At 43.6% G+C, this 20,290-nt stretch carries 12 protein-coding genes; 5 read left to right on the top strand and 7 right to left on the bottom strand.

The window, feature by feature from the left end; translation table 11 throughout:
- Positions 1-32 precede the first annotated feature (32 nt).
- From ABJD64_RS05340 to ABJD64_RS05325, 4 genes are all read left to right on the top strand, one after another.
- Positions 33-845 (top strand): outer membrane beta-barrel protein, encoded by an 813-nt coding sequence (locus ABJD64_RS05340; protein ID WP_348179587.1) that lies wholly within the window; start codon positions 33-35, stop codon positions 843-845.
- A 6-nt stretch (positions 846-851) separates the two neighbouring features.
- Complete coding sequence (locus ABJD64_RS05335) at positions 852-2,057, top strand: hypothetical protein (RefSeq protein WP_348179586.1); 1,206 nt, start codon at positions 852-854, stop codon at positions 2,055-2,057.
- Positions 2,058-2,122: 65 nt separating this feature from the next.
- A complete protein-coding gene (locus ABJD64_RS05330) occupies positions 2,123-2,527 on the top strand; it encodes an antitoxin Xre/MbcA/ParS toxin-binding domain-containing protein (protein WP_348179585.1) in 405 nt (134 codons plus the stop codon).
- Entirely contained in the window at positions 2,524-2,973 is a 450-nt protein-coding gene (locus ABJD64_RS05325) for an RES family NAD+ phosphorylase (protein WP_348179584.1), read from the top strand. The genes ABJD64_RS05330 and ABJD64_RS05325 overlap by 4 nt, the downstream gene beginning before the upstream one ends.
- Before the next feature lie 246 nt (positions 2,974-3,219).
- Here the strand turns inward: ABJD64_RS05325 and ABJD64_RS05320 are convergent, their stop codons facing one another.
- From ABJD64_RS05320 to ABJD64_RS05300, 5 genes are read right to left on the bottom strand one after another with little or no spacing between them, the layout of a single operon-like run.
- Positions 3,220-3,645, bottom strand: a complete 426-nt coding sequence (locus tag ABJD64_RS05320) for a hypothetical protein (protein ID WP_348179583.1) — start codon at positions 3,643-3,645, stop codon at positions 3,220-3,222.
- 4 nt (positions 3,646-3,649) lie between these two features.
- Positions 3,650-8,146, bottom strand: a complete 4,497-nt coding sequence (locus tag ABJD64_RS05315; RefSeq protein ID WP_348179582.1) for a DUF6443 domain-containing protein — start codon at positions 8,144-8,146, stop codon at positions 3,650-3,652.
- Between the two features lie 59 nt (positions 8,147-8,205).
- Positions 8,206-8,652 carry a hypothetical protein gene (locus ABJD64_RS05310; RefSeq protein ID WP_348179581.1) on the bottom strand — a complete coding sequence of 149 codons (447 nt, stop codon included), beginning with the start codon at positions 8,650-8,652 and terminating at the stop codon, positions 8,206-8,208.
- Between the two features lie 19 nt (positions 8,653-8,671).
- Positions 8,672-12,472 (bottom strand): BACON domain-containing carbohydrate-binding protein, encoded by a 3,801-nt coding sequence (locus tag ABJD64_RS05305; RefSeq protein WP_348179580.1) that lies wholly within the window; start codon positions 12,470-12,472, stop codon positions 8,672-8,674.
- A 52-nt stretch (positions 12,473-12,524) separates the two neighbouring features.
- Positions 12,525-14,321 (bottom strand): hypothetical protein, encoded by a 1,797-nt coding sequence (locus ABJD64_RS05300; protein ID WP_348179579.1) that lies wholly within the window; start codon positions 14,319-14,321, stop codon positions 12,525-12,527.
- A 770-nt stretch (positions 14,322-15,091) separates the two neighbouring features.
- Here ABJD64_RS05300 and ABJD64_RS05295 point away from each other — a divergent pair.
- Complete coding sequence (locus tag ABJD64_RS05295) at positions 15,092-15,706, top strand: LysE family transporter (RefSeq protein ID WP_348179578.1); 615 nt, start codon at positions 15,092-15,094, stop codon at positions 15,704-15,706.
- Between the two features lie 347 nt (positions 15,707-16,053).
- Here the strand turns inward: ABJD64_RS05295 and ABJD64_RS05290 are convergent, their stop codons facing one another.
- On the bottom strand, positions 16,054-17,949 hold the full coding sequence (locus ABJD64_RS05290; protein ID WP_348179577.1) for a DUF3857 domain-containing protein: 1,896 nt from the start codon (positions 17,947-17,949) through the stop codon (positions 16,054-16,056).
- A 187-nt stretch (positions 17,950-18,136) separates the two neighbouring features.
- Positions 18,137-20,161: an excinuclease ABC subunit UvrB gene (gene uvrB, locus ABJD64_RS05285; RefSeq protein WP_348179576.1), complete on the bottom strand. Its 2,025-nt coding sequence runs from the start codon at positions 20,159-20,161 to the stop codon at positions 18,137-18,139.
- Positions 20,162-20,290: the final 129 nt, after the last annotated feature.

Here is a 20,290-nt window from a genome sequence, read left to right as displayed (position 1 = left end):
TTTCTCTTTGCCTTTTAATTGCTGGCCAGAGCATGGCGCAGAAAAGAGATAAACCTAAAAAACCGCTGAATCCTAATCAGAAATTTCTCCAGACCCAATTTTGGATCGGATTGAAAGGAGGTCCCAACCTGACCAAGGCCAACCCCACCGAATTCTATTCCACCTTTGAGGGATTAGATTTTGTGGATACCGAGCTTGAAAAGGACTATGATAACTTTAAGACGCTGGGTTCTCAGGTAGGTCTGGAGTTTGTGTTTTATCATCGTGGGTTTTCTGTTGCATTTTTTCCTAACTATTCACGATTCAATTTTACCTATCACAATTCTTATACTTATGAATCTGCCAGCAATCCCGGCGATCAGGTTATTCTGAATTATGATCAAAAAAACCATCTTGAGTACATCGATTTACCACTCATGTTCAAATATGATTTGTTTCAGGAAAAGATCAGGCCTTTCGTTCAGTTAGGGGCTTACTATAGTAGGTTACTCAACGCCAATAAGGAAGTGATTATTGAAAATAATGATATCGCATCAGGAGCTGTTCTGCCTTATCAACCCCCGGCCATCATAGTCGGCGCCAAGGATATATTTATTGGCTCTTCTTTGGGAATCATGGCGGGTGTAGGTGTGCACTATGACCCCGGTAATGTTCGTCTGTCGATGGACATCAATTATAGGTACGGTCTCAATAATATTGCTAGTGCGTCGAACCGATTTTCAGATAATCGGCTGGCCGCGTCCGGAGACGCTTTAGATGACCTCACACTGGACAATCTGACAATGAATGTGGGTGTGTTTTTCCCCATGCGATTTATTAGTAAAAGTTTTAATTCTGATTTTTAGCTTGCCATGCACAAAAACTTTACACATATACTTACAAGCCTGGTTGTAGTCATCGCCATTACCTCTTGTGATATCGGAGACAACAAGGACGTAAACCCTGCCTCTTCCTTTCTGAAAATCTATGATAGCCATCAATTTGATCATGCCATAGGCCCGGTCGATGTGGTACAGACGGATACAGAAGGCTATTTATTGCTAGGAAATTATAGACGGGATGACACCAATTTTTTGGGTACTTATATCGCCAGTGTAGATAGCAGAGGCGAGTTTATACGCAATACTTATGTGCAGGGTAGTAACGTACATCCGGTAGGTAAATTTCTGTTGTTGGGAGGTCAGCGTTATTTTGTCAGTATGGATGCCGTAGGTCTACAAGGGTATCTCAATCAGGTCGATGATTCAGCCAGAGTCGTGAGTACGATTGCTCTTGGCGTTACCTATCCCATGTATGCGGAAAACGATGGAACGGATCAGTTTATCTTGTTGAGCTATAACTCTGTAGACGCAACCACCGTGCTCTCTTTGGTAAGTGCAGATGGCTCAATTGCCAATCAAAGCGCGTTTGGAATAGGAGCGGGCCAGTCAGTTGAGGAACCAATTATTGATCATTTTACGCGCACAGGAAGAGAACTGCCCTTTTTTGCAGGGCGAGCCAGCAGCGGTCTGTATTACTTAAATGGGTTTTATAACTATACATTGTCGCTGCTGTTTAGCGACTTGAGTGATAATAATCCAACAGGGGTAGTGCAAGGCCAACAAGACGAAGGAGGCGTGAGTGGGTTACTGTCATTAGATGGTGGCCAATTCGCCGTCTCTCGTTTTAATTTTGGAGACAGCTATACCAATGCACTTGCCACACTGAATGCCAGTGGAACGACTTCTTCAAATGACATTCAAAGCAACCCTATGCTGGAGTGGGAAGTGGATGCAAAGGTAAAAATGATAAGTTTGACCCTTGACGGTGTAGGCTACGTGGTCATCGGGACGACCACCAAGAATCAGCAAATAGTACTTCATTTTTATGACCAAACTACCGGTAATTATGTGGCCGTAGACTATTTGGGCTTTTCTAGTCCGTATCAGCTGGGGGCCATCGAAGTCACTGCCGACAACGGATTGGCTATACTGGGATCTATACAGGTGGCTGGTAAATTTCAGCGACTGTGTTTGTTTAAGGTCTCTGAGGGTGAGCTCTTGGATTTGGTGCAGTAATTAACTTTTAAAAGAAATGAGAATTTATTCGCTAATTTTAGCGAAATATTTCGTACATTTGAATTGTGAAAAAAAAGGAAGAAATACTGTCCATTGTTAGTGAGCCTGCAGCACGATACCAAAAAGCACATGAGGGGATAAGTAAGTTGGATTTTCTGGACATAGTAGCAATGACCGGGATGAACCTTACCGAATTTTCAGAATTTTTGCCTGTGAGCAAACGTACCCTAGAAAAGATTAAAGAGGAAGAGCTTATCAGTGCCACGGTGAGTGATCGCGTACTTCAGATTGCTGCTCTATTTCAACATGGTGCAGAGGTTTTAGGCAATATGGACGCGTTCAAATCATGGTTGCAGACGGAGCTACTCTCCCTCGCCAATAAAAGACCTATGGATTTTATGGACAATGGTACCGGGTTGTCCATCATTCACGACCTTCTTGGGAGGATAGAGCACGGTGTGTATTCATGATACTCTATCGGATCACAACTAAACCTTACATCAATGATTTGTCAGGAACAGGAGCAATGCTCTACGGAGGCAGATGGAATGCGAAGGGGCAAAGAATGATTTATACCTCTGAAAGTCTCTCACTTGCCATGCTTGAAATTATGGCCAACTTATCTTCCAAGTTGCTCGGTAGAAGTTTTTATTGTGTAGAGCTGGAATTACCCAAAGAGACGGTGATTGAAACTTTACAGGTTCTTCCGGATCAATGGAATGCTTATCCGTATACACTGGCCACAATTGAAATGGGGAATGATTTTTTAAAAGGAGGAGGAGCTTGTCTAAAAGTGCCCAGTGCAATTATTCCCAGTGAATTCAATTACCTATTGAATCCACTTCATGACGACTTTCGTCATTTGAAAGTAGTGGATGCCAGGCCTATTATGTTTGATCATCGGTTGATGGATTAATGTTCTGTTGTTTGAAATTACGCATCCATTGAATACTTATTATTCAAAATGAGCTTAGCCCACTGGCAAGAGATCAAAAACTGGCTTTGCCTACTCTTTATGCAATAAAAAAATCCCACCGACTCTAAAGACAATGGGATTCCTATTCCTTAATATCCAAGTGTAGATGCAATCTACACCTGGTAACTGCTTTTTATTTTATTCTTCACCCAGAGGGAGGGCTAAACGCGCCCGATTGAATCAGATCTATTTTATGTCAAACCAAACTGCATACTTCGAGATAAAGCTTTTGTGTACTTGCAAATCTTCCGTGCCAGTCAATTGAATATCTTTAGGTCCTGCACGCCTATAAATAATCGCCTTATTAAATATCTGCTTAAAATTGGAACCAAAACCTAAGTGATATGTGGAATGTGGTAAGATTGTTAAATTCACTTGATTATTCTTGGGTTCCTGTTTTAATGTCTCTATTAAATTTTCATACGTATCAAACTTTATCGGCAATTCTCTATTTATATATTTAAATTCAAATTTATCAATATCGTAACTTCCATCTTTTATTAAAGAGATTTTAACAGGCTCATCTGTTAAATTTCTAATGTAATAATTGACTGGAACTGTACAGCCGAAAAAAATAGGGGTTATCAAACTAATGAATACAAATACTTTCATAATACTATCTTAGCGGTATAAATTGTCTTCCAAACATTCCAAATGCATATTGATCAGCTTGATACTCTAAAGTTCCTGATGTATTATATACTTGTGAAAGTCCGTACCTCATATACTCTCTTATTGTTCTTCCATAAAAATTTATATACCCATGATTTCTTAGTTGAATAAAATGTGCAGTTTCATGAGCTCGCAAAAAATCATTTGCACGAGCAATGTCTACTTCTTTTCCAAATAAGGAAAATCCCTCTTTGAATTCATGAGTTACAAGGTTTCTTCCGAGTGCAACACCACTACCCTCTCCTGATAATGCTCTTGAAATAAATGTACCCTTCCGATAAACTGGACCATTATGCTTGAAAAAATTCCCATAACTCTTTTCGGGAACGTAAGCTGGCCCATATGCAGCAATTTTCAGGGCACCCATTCCAGCACCTACCATTGCCCCTGTCTTTGCTCCTCTAACTATCCCGTCCATTATATTTCGTCTATGAATAGCAGCGTCTACTCCTCCAATAACTGCACCTGAAATACCATATTGAAGTGTATGATGACCTAATTCAGCACCTATATTAGCCAAAGAACCTCCTTTTACGCCACTAAAACCTGGAATTCCTCTTGCCAATCCTGCAGAAACACCTCCATAAACTGCACCTTTTGCACCAGCAGATAACCCATCTCTAAAATTGGCTCCATTCGTCCAGGCGTTTCCTGATCCTCCAGCAAAACCTCCAGCAGCTCCTGCCGCAACACCTGCTCCAAATGATGTTGTAGCTGCCGCTCCACTAGCCATCACGGTTCCCCCTGAGATTGCTGTCCCGCCTGTGACGGCTGCATTTGCCGCTCCACCTGTAAAGGCTGCCGCCGCTCCAACGAAAGCACCTTTCTCCCAAGTTGTAAACAAGTCCCAGGCATTGTCTATGTTGTCCCAGTTAACTATGGTATTACCGACAGCCCCTACGATCGCACCCACCAGGATATGTACCCATTGCCCGTCAGGATCAACTCCAATGATCGGATTGTTCCCCATCCCTGTATACCCACTCGCAAACTGATCCCTCGGGTCATTACTCAAAAAGCGTCCTGTCGCCGGATCATACTGTCTGGCGTGGAAGTCGTAGAGATTAAGTGCTAAAGCCGTCTGCCACTCCTTGCCCTGGTAGAGGAACCTGTTTTCCTTGTTGCCTAAATCTTCGTATTTGTTACCACTAATCGGCAAACCGAAAGGGTAGTAGTCGTCGGCCTGATGCACATAGGCTGCCGAGGTATGGGAAACTTTGAAGTCGTCGAAGTAAACATTAACATCCAGGGATGATTCATTGCTCACATAAGTGTATAAATAGCCTTCTGTAGGGGCGGTATAGCTAAGGGTAAGCTCTTCGAAGGCATTTTCGGCACCGTCACTGATCTGTAAATGACCCATTAGCGGGTTTTCATAGTTTTGGTCATAAAAGATGTAGTTGAGATAAGCAGCGGGTACATCGCCCGGGCTTTGGGCCAGAAATGAAGCACCACTCAGGGTCCCGGACAGGGCATTGTAGGCCTCGCTGCTGGCGCTTAGTCCATAGGCTGAGGCGACAATGTCGAAGATCAGTAGACTGGAATTGGCCTGCACAGCTCCGTCTGTATCTAAATACCTGGCAAACACTTCCAGATCTACTACATCTCCGGCATATACTTTCAAAGCTTTCGCTGGGCCGATGATCCGGCCTTCACTGGGGTTGAGGCGGGCACTTTCGTTGCCGCTCCTGGCATTGGCTCCGTCCAATTGCCGGGTCTCAGCAATATGAAGGAACTGGGTTTCTTCGGATATGGCCTCGTCGGATTCCATGGTGGCCAGGTATACCCGGGTTTCAGGCGCCACGGTAGAGCGGATGTTGCCCAGGTGATCGCTCAGGTGGTATTGGTAGTCGTAGTTGTAGTCATTGGCTACTTTTTCTACTACGACCCGACCCTGCGGCATAGAGATGTGCGTCAGTTCGTCTTCTTCGAAGATCAGCCCACTGCTGTAGTCGGTCACGTAGGTGGTACCTCCGGTGGTCACGGACATACGCAGCCGTGTGCCAGCTGCATCGTAGGTATAGTCGATGTGGTCGCCATTCGTGAAGGTAATGGTCCCGGGCTTGTTGAGGATATTATAGGTCGTACTCGTGATCAGTTTATTGGCATCGCCGGTGAGGTTGCCGTTGGTATCGTAGGTGTACTCGATGGCCTGCTCAGCCCCGTCTTTGAAGCCTTCGTCCAGGTTGGTCAGGTCATCCAGGCTCACTAGTCGGTTGCCGTCATAGTTGTAGTCCAGGTCGTCTATCAGGATGTTGGTATGGTTTCTTTTCAGGCTCAGGATATTGCCGTTGAGGTCGTAGGAGATACCGCTTACGTTGTGGTGGTTGGTCCGTGTGCTCCAGCTATCGTTTTTCTTTTCTTTGTAAGTAGCCCCGGTCAATCGGTACACTGCATCGTACGCATAGCCATAAGAGCGCTGATCGGCGCCGGTCATGTCTGCATGTCCCCAGGTGGTGCCGGCCAGGTGGCCGTTGGTCCGGGTTGCAAAGGACAGTCCGGACGGAGCACTGTCATAATACAGCTGCATACCAAAGCGATCAGGATGGTCGTCTGTTTCTCCCGAGAGGGGAGTACGGTCGGAGGAGTTGATGTGGGTGAGTTGCCCGCGGATGTTGTAGCGGTAGTCTACCGATTGTACAAAGGTGCCATCGTCCAGCTTGTGCAGGTTTTTTTCGATCAGTTCGCCAAGTTCGTTGTATTGGTACTGGGCGATCAGCACTTCGGGTTCGTTGTCCGTGCTGTGGTATTGTTCGGTCAGTCTGCCGGCATGGTCGTAGACGAACCGCTCTTCGATGCTTATCGTTTTGTTGGCCGACAGCTCGTGTTCGAAGCGGGTCTTTATCACTTCGCCGCGCCAGCTGTATTGCGTATATACCCGCTCTTTGAGGCCCCGGTGATGATCGGACAGACCTTGTATCAGCTGGAGGTCGTTATCGTAATATTTTACCGATCGGAGCCATTGGTCAGTGCCGAGTACACGGACCTTGCCTCCGGTTTCCAGGCCTCTGGGATAGCGTCGGCAAGGGTCATTATTGACCGCATTAGCCTGGTCATAGGCAAAGCCAGCCCAATGGCCATCCATAAAATCATAGTCGTCGTAGTAGCTGACCACTAGGTAGTCGTCGTCCGCTATCCCCTTGGGCCATATGGCATCGGTGTAGCCGTGCTTATCCGATCCACGGATTTCGTATCTTTTGCCCACTACTATTTCGGCTTCGACGAAGGTTTGAAGGGCATCGCGGTCCCGATGGTCGGTCAGGATCCCAGTGAGTACGGGCCGGTCTTTGTTGTCGTATTTGGTAAAGGTCCATTGGCTTGCGCTCCGTTGGTTGCCGTCCTGGCTCAGGATCAGTCGGCCACTTTGATCATATACATAGTAGATCGCTTCTGCTCCGGGTGTTTTTTTACTCACCAGCCGATTTTTGTGATCATAGGAATTGATAAAGACGAGTTTGGCCATGTCTGAATCCGGGTTGGTGGCGTTTATCGTAGTACCCTCAGGGAAGGGCTTTAGTTTAAAGCCGGGCAGGATATTCAGACTGGGCGAGAAAGTAAGCAATACGCCTTCGGCCTTATAGTACACTTCGTCTAAAGGCAGGTGGTCGGGGAATGACTGTGAGGCATGGAACACATGGTCCGGATCTACTGCAGAAAAGTCACTGAGACGGGTCAATTGGCTGGCCTTAGGAGGAATGATATATACCAGTTGGCCCTGATCATCATATACGTAGTAGGTATCGAACTGGTCGGTACCGTTGTAGTATCGGGTCAGGACCTTTTGTCCCAGGTAGTTGGTATAAGTTTCTGAAGTATGATCTGTGCCGCTTTGCCACTCCGGGCTTTTGGTCACTTGTTTGTGCAAGGCGTGGGGAGGATGGTAAGCATTTGACGCGAGGTAAAGATCTCCTTGTTCATTGGGCAGCCATTCAAAAACCAGGTCTTCTGAAGTGTTGAAAGTGTATTGAGCCTGACTTTTATAGCCTTCGGATAGCTGGTAGTTGGCCCCTGTGCCTCCCTGCGCCAGCGTTCTTTTGAAAGGTGACCTTTCCAATTCTACCTGGCTCCAGGGGGCCGTGTCATGACCGATGTTGGCGGCTGATGAATAGAATGTCGTCTGGGCGGAGAGCGCGTCAGTCTGATAAGACCCGTCTGATCCGGTGACCGCAAAGGGCATGTAAGTGGTGGTAGGCTGGCCATATTCATTATAACGATCAAATGATACCAGGTCTTTGCCTGTAGGCGAGGCACTTATCGCTATGCTTTGGTCCGGACGGTTGAGCCTGTCGTAGTAGCTCACCGCTGTAGATACTTCTATGGTTGATTTACCATCCAGGGCAGCGTCGGTTTTCATGCCGGCTATCCTGGCGGTTTTGGTGATCACGTGGTTTTTTGTGAGGGAGGGTGACTGCCCAAAACCGGTCAGAGTGATGCTCAACATCAATAGGAGAGGGCTTGATTCTTTAAACGTTTGGCACAAGTTCATATTTATCCTGGAGTTCAAAGGGTTGATAATTGAATGATTTCCTCAAAGGAGATGACCTGGTCGCTGGCTTCCAGGACATCGACCCTGACCTGGTAGGTGTCGGCGGAGAGGCTGTCGATAGTAAACAGAAAATGGGACTGACTATGAGCCAATACACCGGTAGCTTCTTCTCTAACACCGGCAATATGATCTGGATGGATCAGCAAGGATTTCACCAGTGTGCGGGTATGAGCTTCCTTGAGGGTCAGTAGGATGTTTTTTGGGGTTTGCAAAGCCGCTTTGTACAATTGAATCTCTACCTGATAGGTTGATGAGAGACTATCTTCCGAAATTGACAAGGTCATGGGAGAGGCAGGTGTTTGGGCTGTTGCGGTCACACAGGGTTGTATCAATAAAATTGATATTATCAAGGCCACGCAATGGGGTGTGATCAGGTCTGAAATGGAGGTGTACAGTTTCATATTATCGTTTATTTTATATTTATTCATCTCCCTCTGGGGCATTGGCATTTACGAATATGGTGAGATCAGAACCATCGTCGAATGTGATGGTGATTAGCCCTTGCCCGACATATCTGGCCTCAAGCGTGACGTCGAAATTTCCATTGCCGAGCCCTTCGGTTTCCGAAAAGTAAAGTGGGCTTATGTTGTCCGATGTGACTGTCCAACCAGTGTTGCTCAGCACTTCTACCGTATGTGTTTCTTGTGTTTCGGTGAAAGAAAGAGACCTTGGAGATACGGAAAAGCTGCCCTTATAAAATCCTTGATTGACGGCGAGTGTGCGTATCTGGCCGCTGGCTGAGGTAAACCTGACTGTAGCTGATCGTGTAGAGGTGCCGTTATTTACCGCAGTACTTATGATCACGTCACAGTTAAAGGTGCCTGTGTTTTCTGAAAGAGATATCCAGCCCGGATTGCCATCAACACTCACTGACCAACGTTCATTGGAAACCACTGCGATCCGTTGATCTTCTGCAGCATAGGAGAAATTGGCTGAAGTCGTGAGAATGTTAAAGAACGGTGCGATATGGTATTGTTTGGCGGTGATCACGTCGAGGTTTTGATCCCGAATCATGGACAATCGGCCAGCTGCGTCGTAGGTGTAAAATATGGTGTTGTTGTTGACGTCGGTCTCTGACGCAGTGCCAAAGATCGGATCGACTATACTGGTAGTCATTTCTGCTCCGGATGGATAGAGCTTCAGTTCGTCGATGCTGGCAGATCCGGTGATATAAATTACGCCATCTGAGGCTCTGCTGATCTCTCTTTCCTCGTAGGTCCACCCATCCAGGGTTCGGCTGGCGAGAAGCGTGTTGCCTGATAAGCTTGAAATGGATACCGTGCCGTCTTTGTACCAATAGCTAAGACGGAATTCTTTTGATCCCTGAATGGTGGGTGAGGTGATTCGGCCATTATTCAGGTCGAATGCATAATTGCCGAACAGGCCTGCAACCTGATAAGCGGACTTCTGCGTGGCTGCCACACATTCGTACTTTGTCTGACGGCAGGCTTCCAAACATTCCTGACTCGGAGGGTCGTTTTCTTCTTCTATGCAATCATTATTGTCTGCCAGGCAATCCTGATAGCGTTGATCGCATTGTGGGGTGGATGCGGTGCCTTCATAGCTCCATCTGCCGGAATCATGACCTTCGAAGCTGGTGTAGGCGCACTCAGCATATTCCGCATCTACAACGCTGGCGAGGCTGTATTGTCCATTGTCATCCGGTATAGTGACCGTAAGAAGACCGGTCATGTTGTTTTTGCTGCCTACAGCCCTGCCCGTACCGACATCATACAAGTAACTGACATCGTTGACCAAGAGATCGGCTGTAGCGGTTCCCGTATATTGTTTGGTGGCTACAGGCACCAGTTTTCCCAAAGCATTGGTACCATACTCCGTGACTCCGGTAGAGAGGGTGGTCAGCGCCGTACCGGTTTCTTCATCGCTTGATTTGCTGGTCCGGGTTTTCGGTAATGTCAATAAATTGGCGTAATAAGCCCGGGAATCCGACTCAAAGAGATAGGAGGTTTCTTGTACTCTGGCGTTGTTTTTTTCATCACTCCGATAGGTGATGGTTTTGATCGGCAGTGGGTGGTCTGCATGATAACTATATTCTGTGACGGTGGTCAGCGATTTGGTAATGTCCTCAGCGTCATAAATGGTTGTTGTCTTTTTCTCTAATTGGGGATAGCCTAGGGATAAAGTGTAAAACCCCCAAGAATAGGTTTTGTAACTCTTCTCTGATACACTATTATTGGTATAGTACCCTGTCATTAGAGAGGTGAATCCTCTTGTATAGTCTGTGTTTTTATTAAGGGTGTACTCGAAATCCTGACTATTTAATTGCTTGCCTCGCTGATCGAAGATTTCTATTTTTCTGGGATATCCGACAAAAGAACCATTGAAACTCTTTGATCCAAAGGGAAGGCTGCCATTAATAGCCCTGGGAGAGAGGTCATACAGGTCATTTGTTTTATAGTACCATTTATGTCCTGATAAATCCAATGAACCTGTACCAAACTTGGATTGATCATCTTCAAAAACATGAAATTTTGTTGTTATTTGTCCATCGTCAATGTCCGTAGTTGTCACCTCACCATAGCATATATGTCTACCCATGGCGTCAGCCAAGGGTAGGATAGCATATTCACGGTGATCATCAAGAACCTTCTCTTCAAAATAGATCTTGGAAGTAAAGGACTTTGAATAAACAGGTTCAGTAAAGAGCTTGCCACTGGATATAGACTGCCCGTTGACCTGCTCTGTATAATCATAGGATTTTACAAGATAGCGAGTACCTGCCCCGTCATTTTTGTATACATTTTTAATCCTCAATCCGCCGGCCTCGGTTTCGACATCATTTTTCATATAGGTGTTCAGCTCGTATTCAAATTCATCATAGCCACCCGAAGTGTAGTAGATACTTTTGAGTGTATTGGCTTGGGCGTGAGTCAAAGAGGGGTTTCTTTCTGCGCCCATGATCTCGTAAAGTGTGCCTGAGCTATTCGCATTATGAAAGCCCCAATGGTCTTGTTTGGTGCTTTTGTGCCAGGGCAAAATTGGTTCGCCTTCGGCATCGCCATAGTATAAAAACTGGTACAACAATACATCGAGTCCGCTTTTGCTCACATTTCGGAGAGTAAGCCTGGCCGCTTGGCCCGAACCCATGTAACCGTAATTAAAATTGTAGGCTACTTTGACCTGATCACCGATCAGGTATTCGACAGACTCCAGTTTGTTTTTTGGTGCGCGATAATCATCTTCCCTTTCTCCATAATTAAACCTGATGGTGGTGTTTTTATGCGAGATTTCGCTGACCAAAAAAGGAAGGCGTTTAACTTTAAGAATTTGCTGGTTGACTGTTTCCAATACGGAAGTGTTTTCCTTATAGTATCTGGAGTTTAAATGATTGTATTCTGTATAGGCATCAGAAGAAAGGGCTCTGTAAGAAAAAGTGATTTCTTCTTGTGTGCTATAGTCTACGACGCGACTGAGGTGCCATTTGAGGATCGGGAATTCTATATTATTAGGCAACACCTGGCCACTTGCAGCTCCAACAAAAAGACCAAAAAAATTTGACCCCCCCGAGTCTGTACCGAAGTTTTCATTGGTGCTGATTCCAATTCTTTCTCTGTAATTAAAGTAATACTCGTTTCCCCGCTCATCTGCAATGTGGAAGGTAAACGTGTGAGAAGCGCTGATGTACCCTACATTTATTTTTAGGTTGCTTGGGGTAAGATGGATCACTGTCCGGTCAGAGCGAATGGCAAAGCTTCCGCTATGTCCCAGAAAATTGTAGGTGAAAATATCCGGCTCATGGTCCCAATGCTCTTCCTGGCGAGTATCCATGTAATCACCGACACTTCCGGCATGATTGCCCGGTTGAGGCCTGTAATCCGGAAATTCCAGTAACCTCCCCGTGGCATTTGTACCACTGAAGCCGTTTTCCTCATCATCGGCCTTATCCCTTTTTTGTCGCATGATGTAGCCGCCGGCATTCAGGGTCCAGCCCAATCCTACTTCAGAGGCTTCTTGCTTTACTCGTATTCCACCGGTACTATAGCTGATGGATACAGGTACCAGATGGTTTTCAATGGGCAGGTTGATATTGAGTATGCCTGAGCTGAGGTTTTCGGAGGTCTGTATTTGGTTGATACCAAAATTCTGTGGTGCACCGGGCTCGGGGTCGTATTGTGCCCATACCTGACCCGTCCATACGCCAAGCAGGCTTATTAGGGTACAGACCAGGGCTTTCCTGATTGGTTTCAAATAATTCATCATATATATAAATGGTAGGGTTTGTGAATTTTTCTGATCGGAGTATTTAGGTAGGCTATTTGTTTTCAAGCTTTGAGAGCCTTTCCATGACTTGCTGAAGCTGCAGGTCCTTTTCGATCAGGTGAAGTGTGAGTTCTTCTATTTTTTTGAGTAGGATCATGTTCATTTCCCCCATTTTCATCCCGTTGTTGGTGATCTCTTTCGCTGAGGGCACTTCGGGCAGGTGGTGGTTTTGCTCCACAAAAGATTTGATTTCTGAGAGCGGTTGCAGCTCATAATTTTTCTTAAAAACGTAATCAGGCCAGTTGACTTCTACTTCCACAGTGATTTCTGCTACGGCCATTTCTCCAGCAACGGCCAGTTTGTATCCTTTGGGATCCGTGGTGCCAATGGCTACCTGCCCGGCCACACTCAGAAGATTATTTACCGAAACCTGGTCTGCAAAAGTGCCGTTGGAGGCTTCTACACCCGTACCTGTCAGTTTGCCTAAGGCCTTGATATTTCCGGCTACTTCCAGCTTTTCTGATGGGGTTTCCACACCGATACCCATTTGTCCACCTACAAAGGCATTTTGCGCAACCGATGAGTTCCCTGCTACATTAAAGTCTCCGCTCAATGCCATCTCGACCGCATTTAAGTTTTTGGTAGTTAATGTCTCGCTGATGATGGCATTTCCCAGTACTTCTAGTTTTTCGGTAGGGGCTTCTGTACCCACACCCAAATTTCCGCCAAGGGTTACATCATTGACAACCGTCACTCGATCCGAAAAGGCACCGTTTACAGCTTCGATATCGGTCGATATAATCTTATCCGAGGCTTTAATGTTGCCAGCTACGTCCAGTTTTTCGACAGGCGTGTCAATTCCAACTCCTACATGCCCATCAATTCTCAAAAGATTACCTATTTGAAGCTGGTTTGTAAATGACCCGTCGACGGCTGACATTTCAGTGGAAGAGATTTTATCCGTCACCAGCACATTACCGGCTACTTCCAGTTTTTCGATTGGTTCTGGTACACCTATTCCGAGGTTGCCACTGACCACTGCATTATTGACTACTTCTATATCTCCTCCTATGCTGATGTCCTGTGAGAAAATCCCTGTTTCTGAGGTTACAGACTTTGAACTTACCCGGTCGCTTACCTTGATATTACCTGCCACTTCGAGCTTTTCTGTTGGATCTGCTACTCCCAAGCCAACTAGACCATTAACGTTCAGGTTTTGTTCGATTTGTACATTTCCGGTAAAACTTCCGTCTGTAGTTGTCAAAGTTCCGGACATCAGATCCTTACCGGTAATGGTCTCGCTGGCCTTTATGCTGCCGGCTACTTCTAAGCGTTCAGAGGGATTGGTTATGCCTATTCCGACAAATCCATTGCTATCAAGTATTGTCATCTGGGTATGCCCATTCGTGCGAAGTTCAAGGTTTCGGTTGCCATAAGTCCCTATCGCTCCGTCCACGCGAAGTTCCTTGTTCATGACAAATTTTGACAGGTTGGTGTGTATGTGAACTGATTGTCCGTTTTGAGCACCCAGGTCGAGCCAACCGAACTCGGTATTCACTCTAAGGGCTCCTCCGGTGGCGTTGCCTCGAATGGCGCCCCCCATATGTAATTGTTCTTGTGGGTTGGTGATGCCCATGCCTACATAGCCATTGGCATCCAGTACGGTTATACGTGTGGATTGATTGGTTTGCAGCACCAGATCTTTTTCTCCGGCTGAACTAATATTCCCGTCAACCCATAAATTCTTTTTAATCAAGTGAACCTGTGGGCCGGACTGGTCCTTATTGCTTTGTGCAAAAGATGATATGGAGAGGGTAATTAAAAGTAGGGATAGAGTAAATCGGTTCATAATTAAAATATTAATAGTTTTAGGTATTTCTTGAATCACACAGGCATCATCAAAAATTATTGAATATGTTTTTGTTCAAATAGGATTGAAATGAAGTAGACTGTCTGACCAGATTTTTGCAGGTTCGTAAATCGAGTGAAGAAGTTGTTGTACTTCGAATAGTCGATAAATGGCTTAGCGCTCCTGATAAAATAGATGCGGCATTAGTTGTTATTTGAAAAACGTGGTTAGGTTTAATCATTGGCGTTGATCAGAATTTATTTTTGTCAAAATCCGGTATACTTCCAATCCAGTGCTGAATAAGTTTCAGAAGGGTTGATCAGATGGGTTGAATTAAATGAGGTCAGATGCCGGACAAATGCATCGTACTTTCGATATTCTACTCACAAGGCTCAAAATATTTTTCACCGTGTCGAGTAGATATGAGGCAAACACATTTAAATGAATATATAGATTAACTCTACTTTGTCATGTTAATACAATCAATCTAATTGTGGTCAGATTTAGCTTGTCGAAATCCGTTCTAATTTACATTTCGAGAGCTGGGCGGCGTCCACTCAATGTGACAATTATCACAACATGACAAAGTAGGATCAAACTTACCCAAAGTCCGGTTTTCGAATCCGTGTTAAGCTTGAGTATTGCGGAGCAAATAGAAGCAACAACTTTTGAAAAGTTAGCTTTAATGTGTTTGTCTGAAGTAGGTAGATAATAGCGCGGGTTAATTAATAAATACGCTAACTTGGCTTTTTAAGTTAAATTTTCAAGACTTGATTGCATACTTAATCGGCCTATTCACAGGCCTAGTACCAGCATTTTCTACTGGCCCTGTTTTTCTTACTCTTGTTCAACATGCCATTGATCATGGTTTCAAAAGAGCTGTCTATTTTATTGTTGGAGTTGCTCTGACGGATACTTCAATTATTATCCTTACCTGGCTTGGCCTAAGTCAGCTATCTGATGGGAGTGAAACTTCGGTTGAATTGACAATAGGAGGAGGGGTCCTTCTTTTACTATTTGGGTTAGTGTTTATTCTAAAAAAGGAATCCGGAACTCAAACTCCTCAAAATTCCTCCTCAGGCCATTTGCATAAATTTGGATTATTTACCCAAGCCATCATGTTGAATGCTATTAATCCTATCGTTTGGGGTTTTTGGGCAGCTATTTCCAACTATGCGATAACGGAATTTCATGATACCACACAGGAACTGCTATTTTTTGCAGGGGTATTGAACATGGTTTGGATTACAGATATCCTTAAGGCCTATTATGCACAGCGCCTGAAAAAAGTACTCAGCGACAGGATCAAGAGATACATCAAATTAGGCATTGGTGTAGTCTTGGCGCTGCTTGGTGTGAAGATGTTAGTTGAGGGGCTGTTGTAGAAAGGACGGACTGAATGAATCGGGTCACAAAGACGCTACAACTAGCAGGGGCGGTAAGCACAGCATTCAAAGACATGCCGGCTTGGACTACTTAGGTATTCGAAAAAACATCTTATTGGCTGTCATATGATTAGCACAAATCTTTGCACATCAAGGAAAAGTCTCTTCATTTATTGTTTTTGCAAGTAGGAAATGAAGAGGTCTTTAATTACCTGCAATTATTTATTCGGTCTTTATTCGTTCAATAAAGACAAGTAAACGAACTTATCTCCTATATATGTTTGGACATATTGTGTTCAACTGTTCGGACTAAGAATGTTGTTGAATGACAGAGTTTAATCTTAGCCTTACAGTTTTTCTAGTACTAACACTTCTTCACTTGCAATTAACATCAGTTGATAGATATGTTTGATTCTCGTAAAAAAGAATTGAGGTATTGTTTTATTTGGTAATCTAAATTGCAAGTCTGATTTGACATGTTGCCCTCTTTTAGTAATTGTCGTTTTTAGACTGCCGCAATTTTTTGGGATGGATTTATTTAATTGCTGTGGCAATTCTTTTAATTGAAGGTTATCAGGAATGGTCAGAGATATGGTTTTTTCATATAAAAATGGATAGTCTAGCTCTATTGGGAAATCTCTCCTTTCGTACTTGAATGGATTTTTTGGGAAAGCAGATAGCGGGTCTGTCGACAAATATATTATGGGTGAATTTTCCTGGTCTATATCGAAATTGACGCTTATGGAAACCGCGCTTCCTCCAGTCTTTGTAGTGTACTCTTTTTCAACAATAGAATCATTTAATTCGAAGTTAACGAGTAGATTGGAAAATTGTCTTTTTTCAGAGGCCATATACTTTTTAGCCTCATATCCTTCCAAAAAGACTTCATAGTTGTAATTCCATGATTCTTCTGTGTCTTGTCTTATTTTGATTTTTACCTTTTTCTTTGAGATAGAAAACTGTTTTATATCTTTCCATTGAGAATAATTCTTATCAACAATATAGCCTTCTGAGCTGAGGCAATCTATCGGCAACAAATCAAATGAACTAGCAGCGCTTGAAGCGTCTAAAAAATACTCTCGATCATTATGTTTAGCGTATACGATCAGATGATTGAATTGGCTGAGGAGAGGATAGCTCTTCATGATGTCACCATTGGATCTAGTACTTATTAGCATTGGATAAGCTTCAATTCCCGAATTTTTGAGTAATGAGTTCAAGAAAAGATTAATTTCATCGGCATCAGCAGGTAAATCAGATTCATTTATAAGTTTGCCCAGTGGACGTTCTGGAAAGATTCCGTACAAGTTAGAATGTTTGAATTTATTTTGAACATAGTTAAAAATTGTTCGAATTGTATCCTGCTCAATTTTCAAGTCGGCCACAATCTTGGAAGATATTTTTCTCTCTGCTAGATAGGTGGAAAATTTCTCTGAATTGACGATTTCAGATCTGAGCTGTTCCCAGGTAGTCATTGTCTGAACTTGTTTGGTCTCGTTGCTCATAGCATCCATTAACTGCATGTACCCTTCAAGTTGAAAACTAATGCCCTCTGCGTATTTCTGGTGATTGAATACGAAGTCCTCCTTCCGTAAGGATGGTAAGTTGGTCAGTTCCCAAACATTGGTCTCTTTTTCGAGATATTTTTTTTGTATTCTTGTTCCATTGTAAATGGGCTTATAATTGATGCCTTCAGGAATATCAGCAGTACAAATGCTTAATATGGTCGGTAGTTCGTTTTGAAAATACCAATATTCTAGTTGTCTGACTGATTTAGACTTCTTAGAATACTTGTATTCTATTATAGATCCTACTTTAACATTTTTAAATGTAAATACTTTCTCTCTATGCGTTGGACTTATATCTTTTGTGTAGATATCTGAAGAGGTCAGTTTGGTAGGAATTATTTTGCCATTTACAATATTTAATGTTTGAGCATTGATTTTGCCAATAGCGTCTTGATCATCCTCAGGGTTATAGGGTATGCTGACATCAGCATAGCCTAATCCATTTTGGGATAGAATTTTAATTTTGAAATGGAATCTCGTATAAACCTCACCCTTAAAAAAAGCGATATCAGCGAATTCTCCTAGTATTACAGCATCTGCCTTTTTCTCAAATACTACCTCATCAAGTTTTATTTCTTTTTCGGAAAGCCTTCCCCATTTACTGATTTTTTGCTGAGAAAAAGTTGAGATTGAAGATGTAACAATCAAAAGGGAACTAAAAAATAAAATCTTCACAGATAGGAAATTAAAATGCAAAATGGCGATCAACTTCACCAAGTTCGATACTTGTCACTCAAATCTACAAATTCACCTTCAAAATGTCATTATTAAGATTCTTCTAACGTAATTAAAAGTTCTTTTCCAATTTTATTTTCTATTGTAGCATACTAGATCCCAATGTCAATTTTGACAACAAACTATTTCATTTTTCTTCTTTCAGTTTCTCCAATGATAGCATCTCGTCTCTAAGCCTGGCGGCTTCCATGAAGTCTAAATCCTTAGCTGCCTTCTCCATCGACTTCTTCGTCTTCTCAATCATCTTTTCAATGCCCTCTTTGTCCATATAAGCTACAACAGGATCTGCTGCTATGTTTACCTCTTCACTTTCTATATATGGTTTGGGTTTAGTCGATTTCTTCGAGTCTGCTACGGAAGTTTGTTCCATAATAGCTTCTTTAGACTTAAAGATGGTAGTAGGAGTAATGCCATGTTTGGCATTGTATTCCATTTGGATACCACGACGGCGATTGGTTTCGTCTATTGCCATCTGCATAGAACCGGTTACCTTATCGGCATACATGATCACCATGCCTTTTTCATTACGGGCCGCACGACCTATCGTTTGCACCAGAGACCTTTCATTTCGTAGGAAGCCCTCTTTATCCGCATCAATAATCGCCACCAAAGACACCTCAGGCAAATCCAATCCCTCTCTTAGTAAGTTTACTCCGACCAAGACATCGAATACGCCTAATCTTAATTCTCTGAGTATTTCAACTCGATCGAGTGTATCTACCTCAGAGTGAATGTACCTGGTTTTTACGCCTGCATTTATGAGATACTTAGACAATTCTTCTGCCATTCTTTTGGTAAGTGTGGTCACTAGTACGCGTTCTTCTAGCCTTACGCGCTCATCTATCTCATCCATCAGATCATCAATCTGATTTAAACTGGGGCGAACTTCAATGACCGGGTCCAGGAGACCAGTTGGTCGTATGACCTGTTCCACGACAACCCCTTCCGACTTTCTTAACTCATAATCGCCAGGAGTGGCACTAACATAAACGCTTTGTCCAACCATTGCCTCAAACTCATCAAAGGTAAGTGGCCGGTTGTCCATGGCAGAAGGAAGTCTGAATCCATGATCTACCAGATTTACTTTTCTCGCTCGATCTCCTCCCCACATGGCTCGAACTTGCGGCAATGTGACATGGCTTTCATCGATGATCATCAAAAAGTCATCTGGAAAGTAATCGAGCAGGCAAAAGGGACGTGCTCCTTTTTCTCTCCGGTCGAAGTATCTTGAGTAGTTCTCAACACCGGAACAATAACCTAATTCACGCATCATTTCTATGTCGAATTCGGTACGCTCTTTCAGGCGCTTGGCCTCAAGAAACCTGCGTTCCTCTTCGAAGTATTGGACTTGCAGTACCATGTCATCTTGTATTTGATTAATGGCCAGATGTAGTAGGTCCTTTCCTGTCACGAACAGATTTGCCGGGAAAATGGTAACTATCTTTTCATCTGATAGCTTTTTACCGGTGTAAGGATCTATTCGTTGAATCGTTTCAATTTCGTCACCCCAGAAGATAATGCGATAAGCAAAATCACCATAGGCGATAAAAATATCAACCGTATCTCCTTTAACACGGAAGTTTCCTCTTTTAAAATCAGCCTCCGTACGACTATACAGGATATCTACAAATTTAAAAAGGAGCTGGTTTCTAGAGATTTGTTGTCCGGTTTCTAGAGTTACAATGTTTTTGCCAAATTCTTCGGGATTGCCAATACCGTAAATACATGACACTGAAGCCACAACTATAACATCTCTTCTTCCAGTAAGTAAAGAGGACGTCGCAGCCAGTCTCAGTTTCTCAATTTCTTCATTGATACTTAGGTCCTTTTCTATATACAAACCTGTGGTAGGCAGGAAGGCCTCAGGCTGGTAGTAGTCATAGTAGCTGATAAAGTATTCTACCGCATTTTCTGGAAAGAACTGTTTCAGTTCACCATAAAGCTGCGCAGCCAGGGTCTTATTGTGACAAAGAACAAGGGCGGGGCGATTAGTTTTGGCAATGACATTCGCCATTGTAAAGGTCTTTCCTGAACCTGTTACACCTAAAAGAACCTGAGATGGTTCGCCATTATTAAGCCCCTCGGTTAACTGTTCAATGGCTTGAGGTTGATCTCCAGTAGGAACGTATTCAGAGGTGAGTTTGAAATCCATAAGCGTAAATATCGACTAGTCTATACGGATGAACAAATGAAAGGTGGCAGAGAATGAGAATATGATGATACGTTTTTTTAAACTTTCTTATCGCTATATTGTTTTAATATAATTGCCAACTCAATAATC

Origin of the sequence: Reichenbachiella sp., from assembly GCF_039944555.1 — a bacterium.
Taxonomy (GTDB): domain Bacteria; phylum Bacteroidota; class Bacteroidia; order Cytophagales; family Cyclobacteriaceae; genus Reichenbachiella.
This window is presented reverse-complemented; position numbering and strand designations above follow the sequence as displayed.

What these genes read in the sequence shown, in the direction of transcription:
- ABJD64_RS05340 (WP_348179587.1), top strand. Translation starts at nt 33, where the DNA reads ATGGCGCAGAAAAGAGATAAACCTAAAAAACCGCTGAATCCTAATCAG.
- ABJD64_RS05335 (WP_348179586.1), top strand. Translation starts at nt 852, where the DNA reads ATGCACAAAAACTTTACACATATACTTACAAGCCTGGTTGTAGTCATC.
- ABJD64_RS05325 (WP_348179584.1), top strand. Translation starts at nt 2,524, where the DNA reads ATGATACTCTATCGGATCACAACTAAACCTTACATCAATGATTTGTCA.
- ABJD64_RS05320 (WP_348179583.1), bottom strand. Translation starts at nt 3,645, where the DNA reads ATGAAAGTATTTGTATTCATTAGTTTGATAACCCCTATTTTTTTCGGC.
- ABJD64_RS05315 (WP_348179582.1), bottom strand. Translation starts at nt 8,146, where the DNA reads ATGTTGAGCATCACTCTGACCGGTTTTGGGCAGTCACCCTCCCTCACA.
- ABJD64_RS05310 (WP_348179581.1), bottom strand. Translation starts at nt 8,652, where the DNA reads ATGAAACTGTACACCTCCATTTCAGACCTGATCACACCCCATTGCGTG.
- ABJD64_RS05305 (WP_348179580.1), bottom strand. Translation starts at nt 12,472, where the DNA reads ATGATGAATTATTTGAAACCAATCAGGAAAGCCCTGGTCTGTACCCTA.
- ABJD64_RS05300 (WP_348179579.1), bottom strand. Translation starts at nt 14,321, where the DNA reads ATGAACCGATTTACTCTATCCCTACTTTTAATTACCCTCTCCATATCA.
- uvrB (WP_348179576.1), bottom strand. Translation starts at nt 20,161, where the DNA reads ATGGATTTCAAACTCACCTCTGAATACGTTCCTACTGGAGATCAACCT.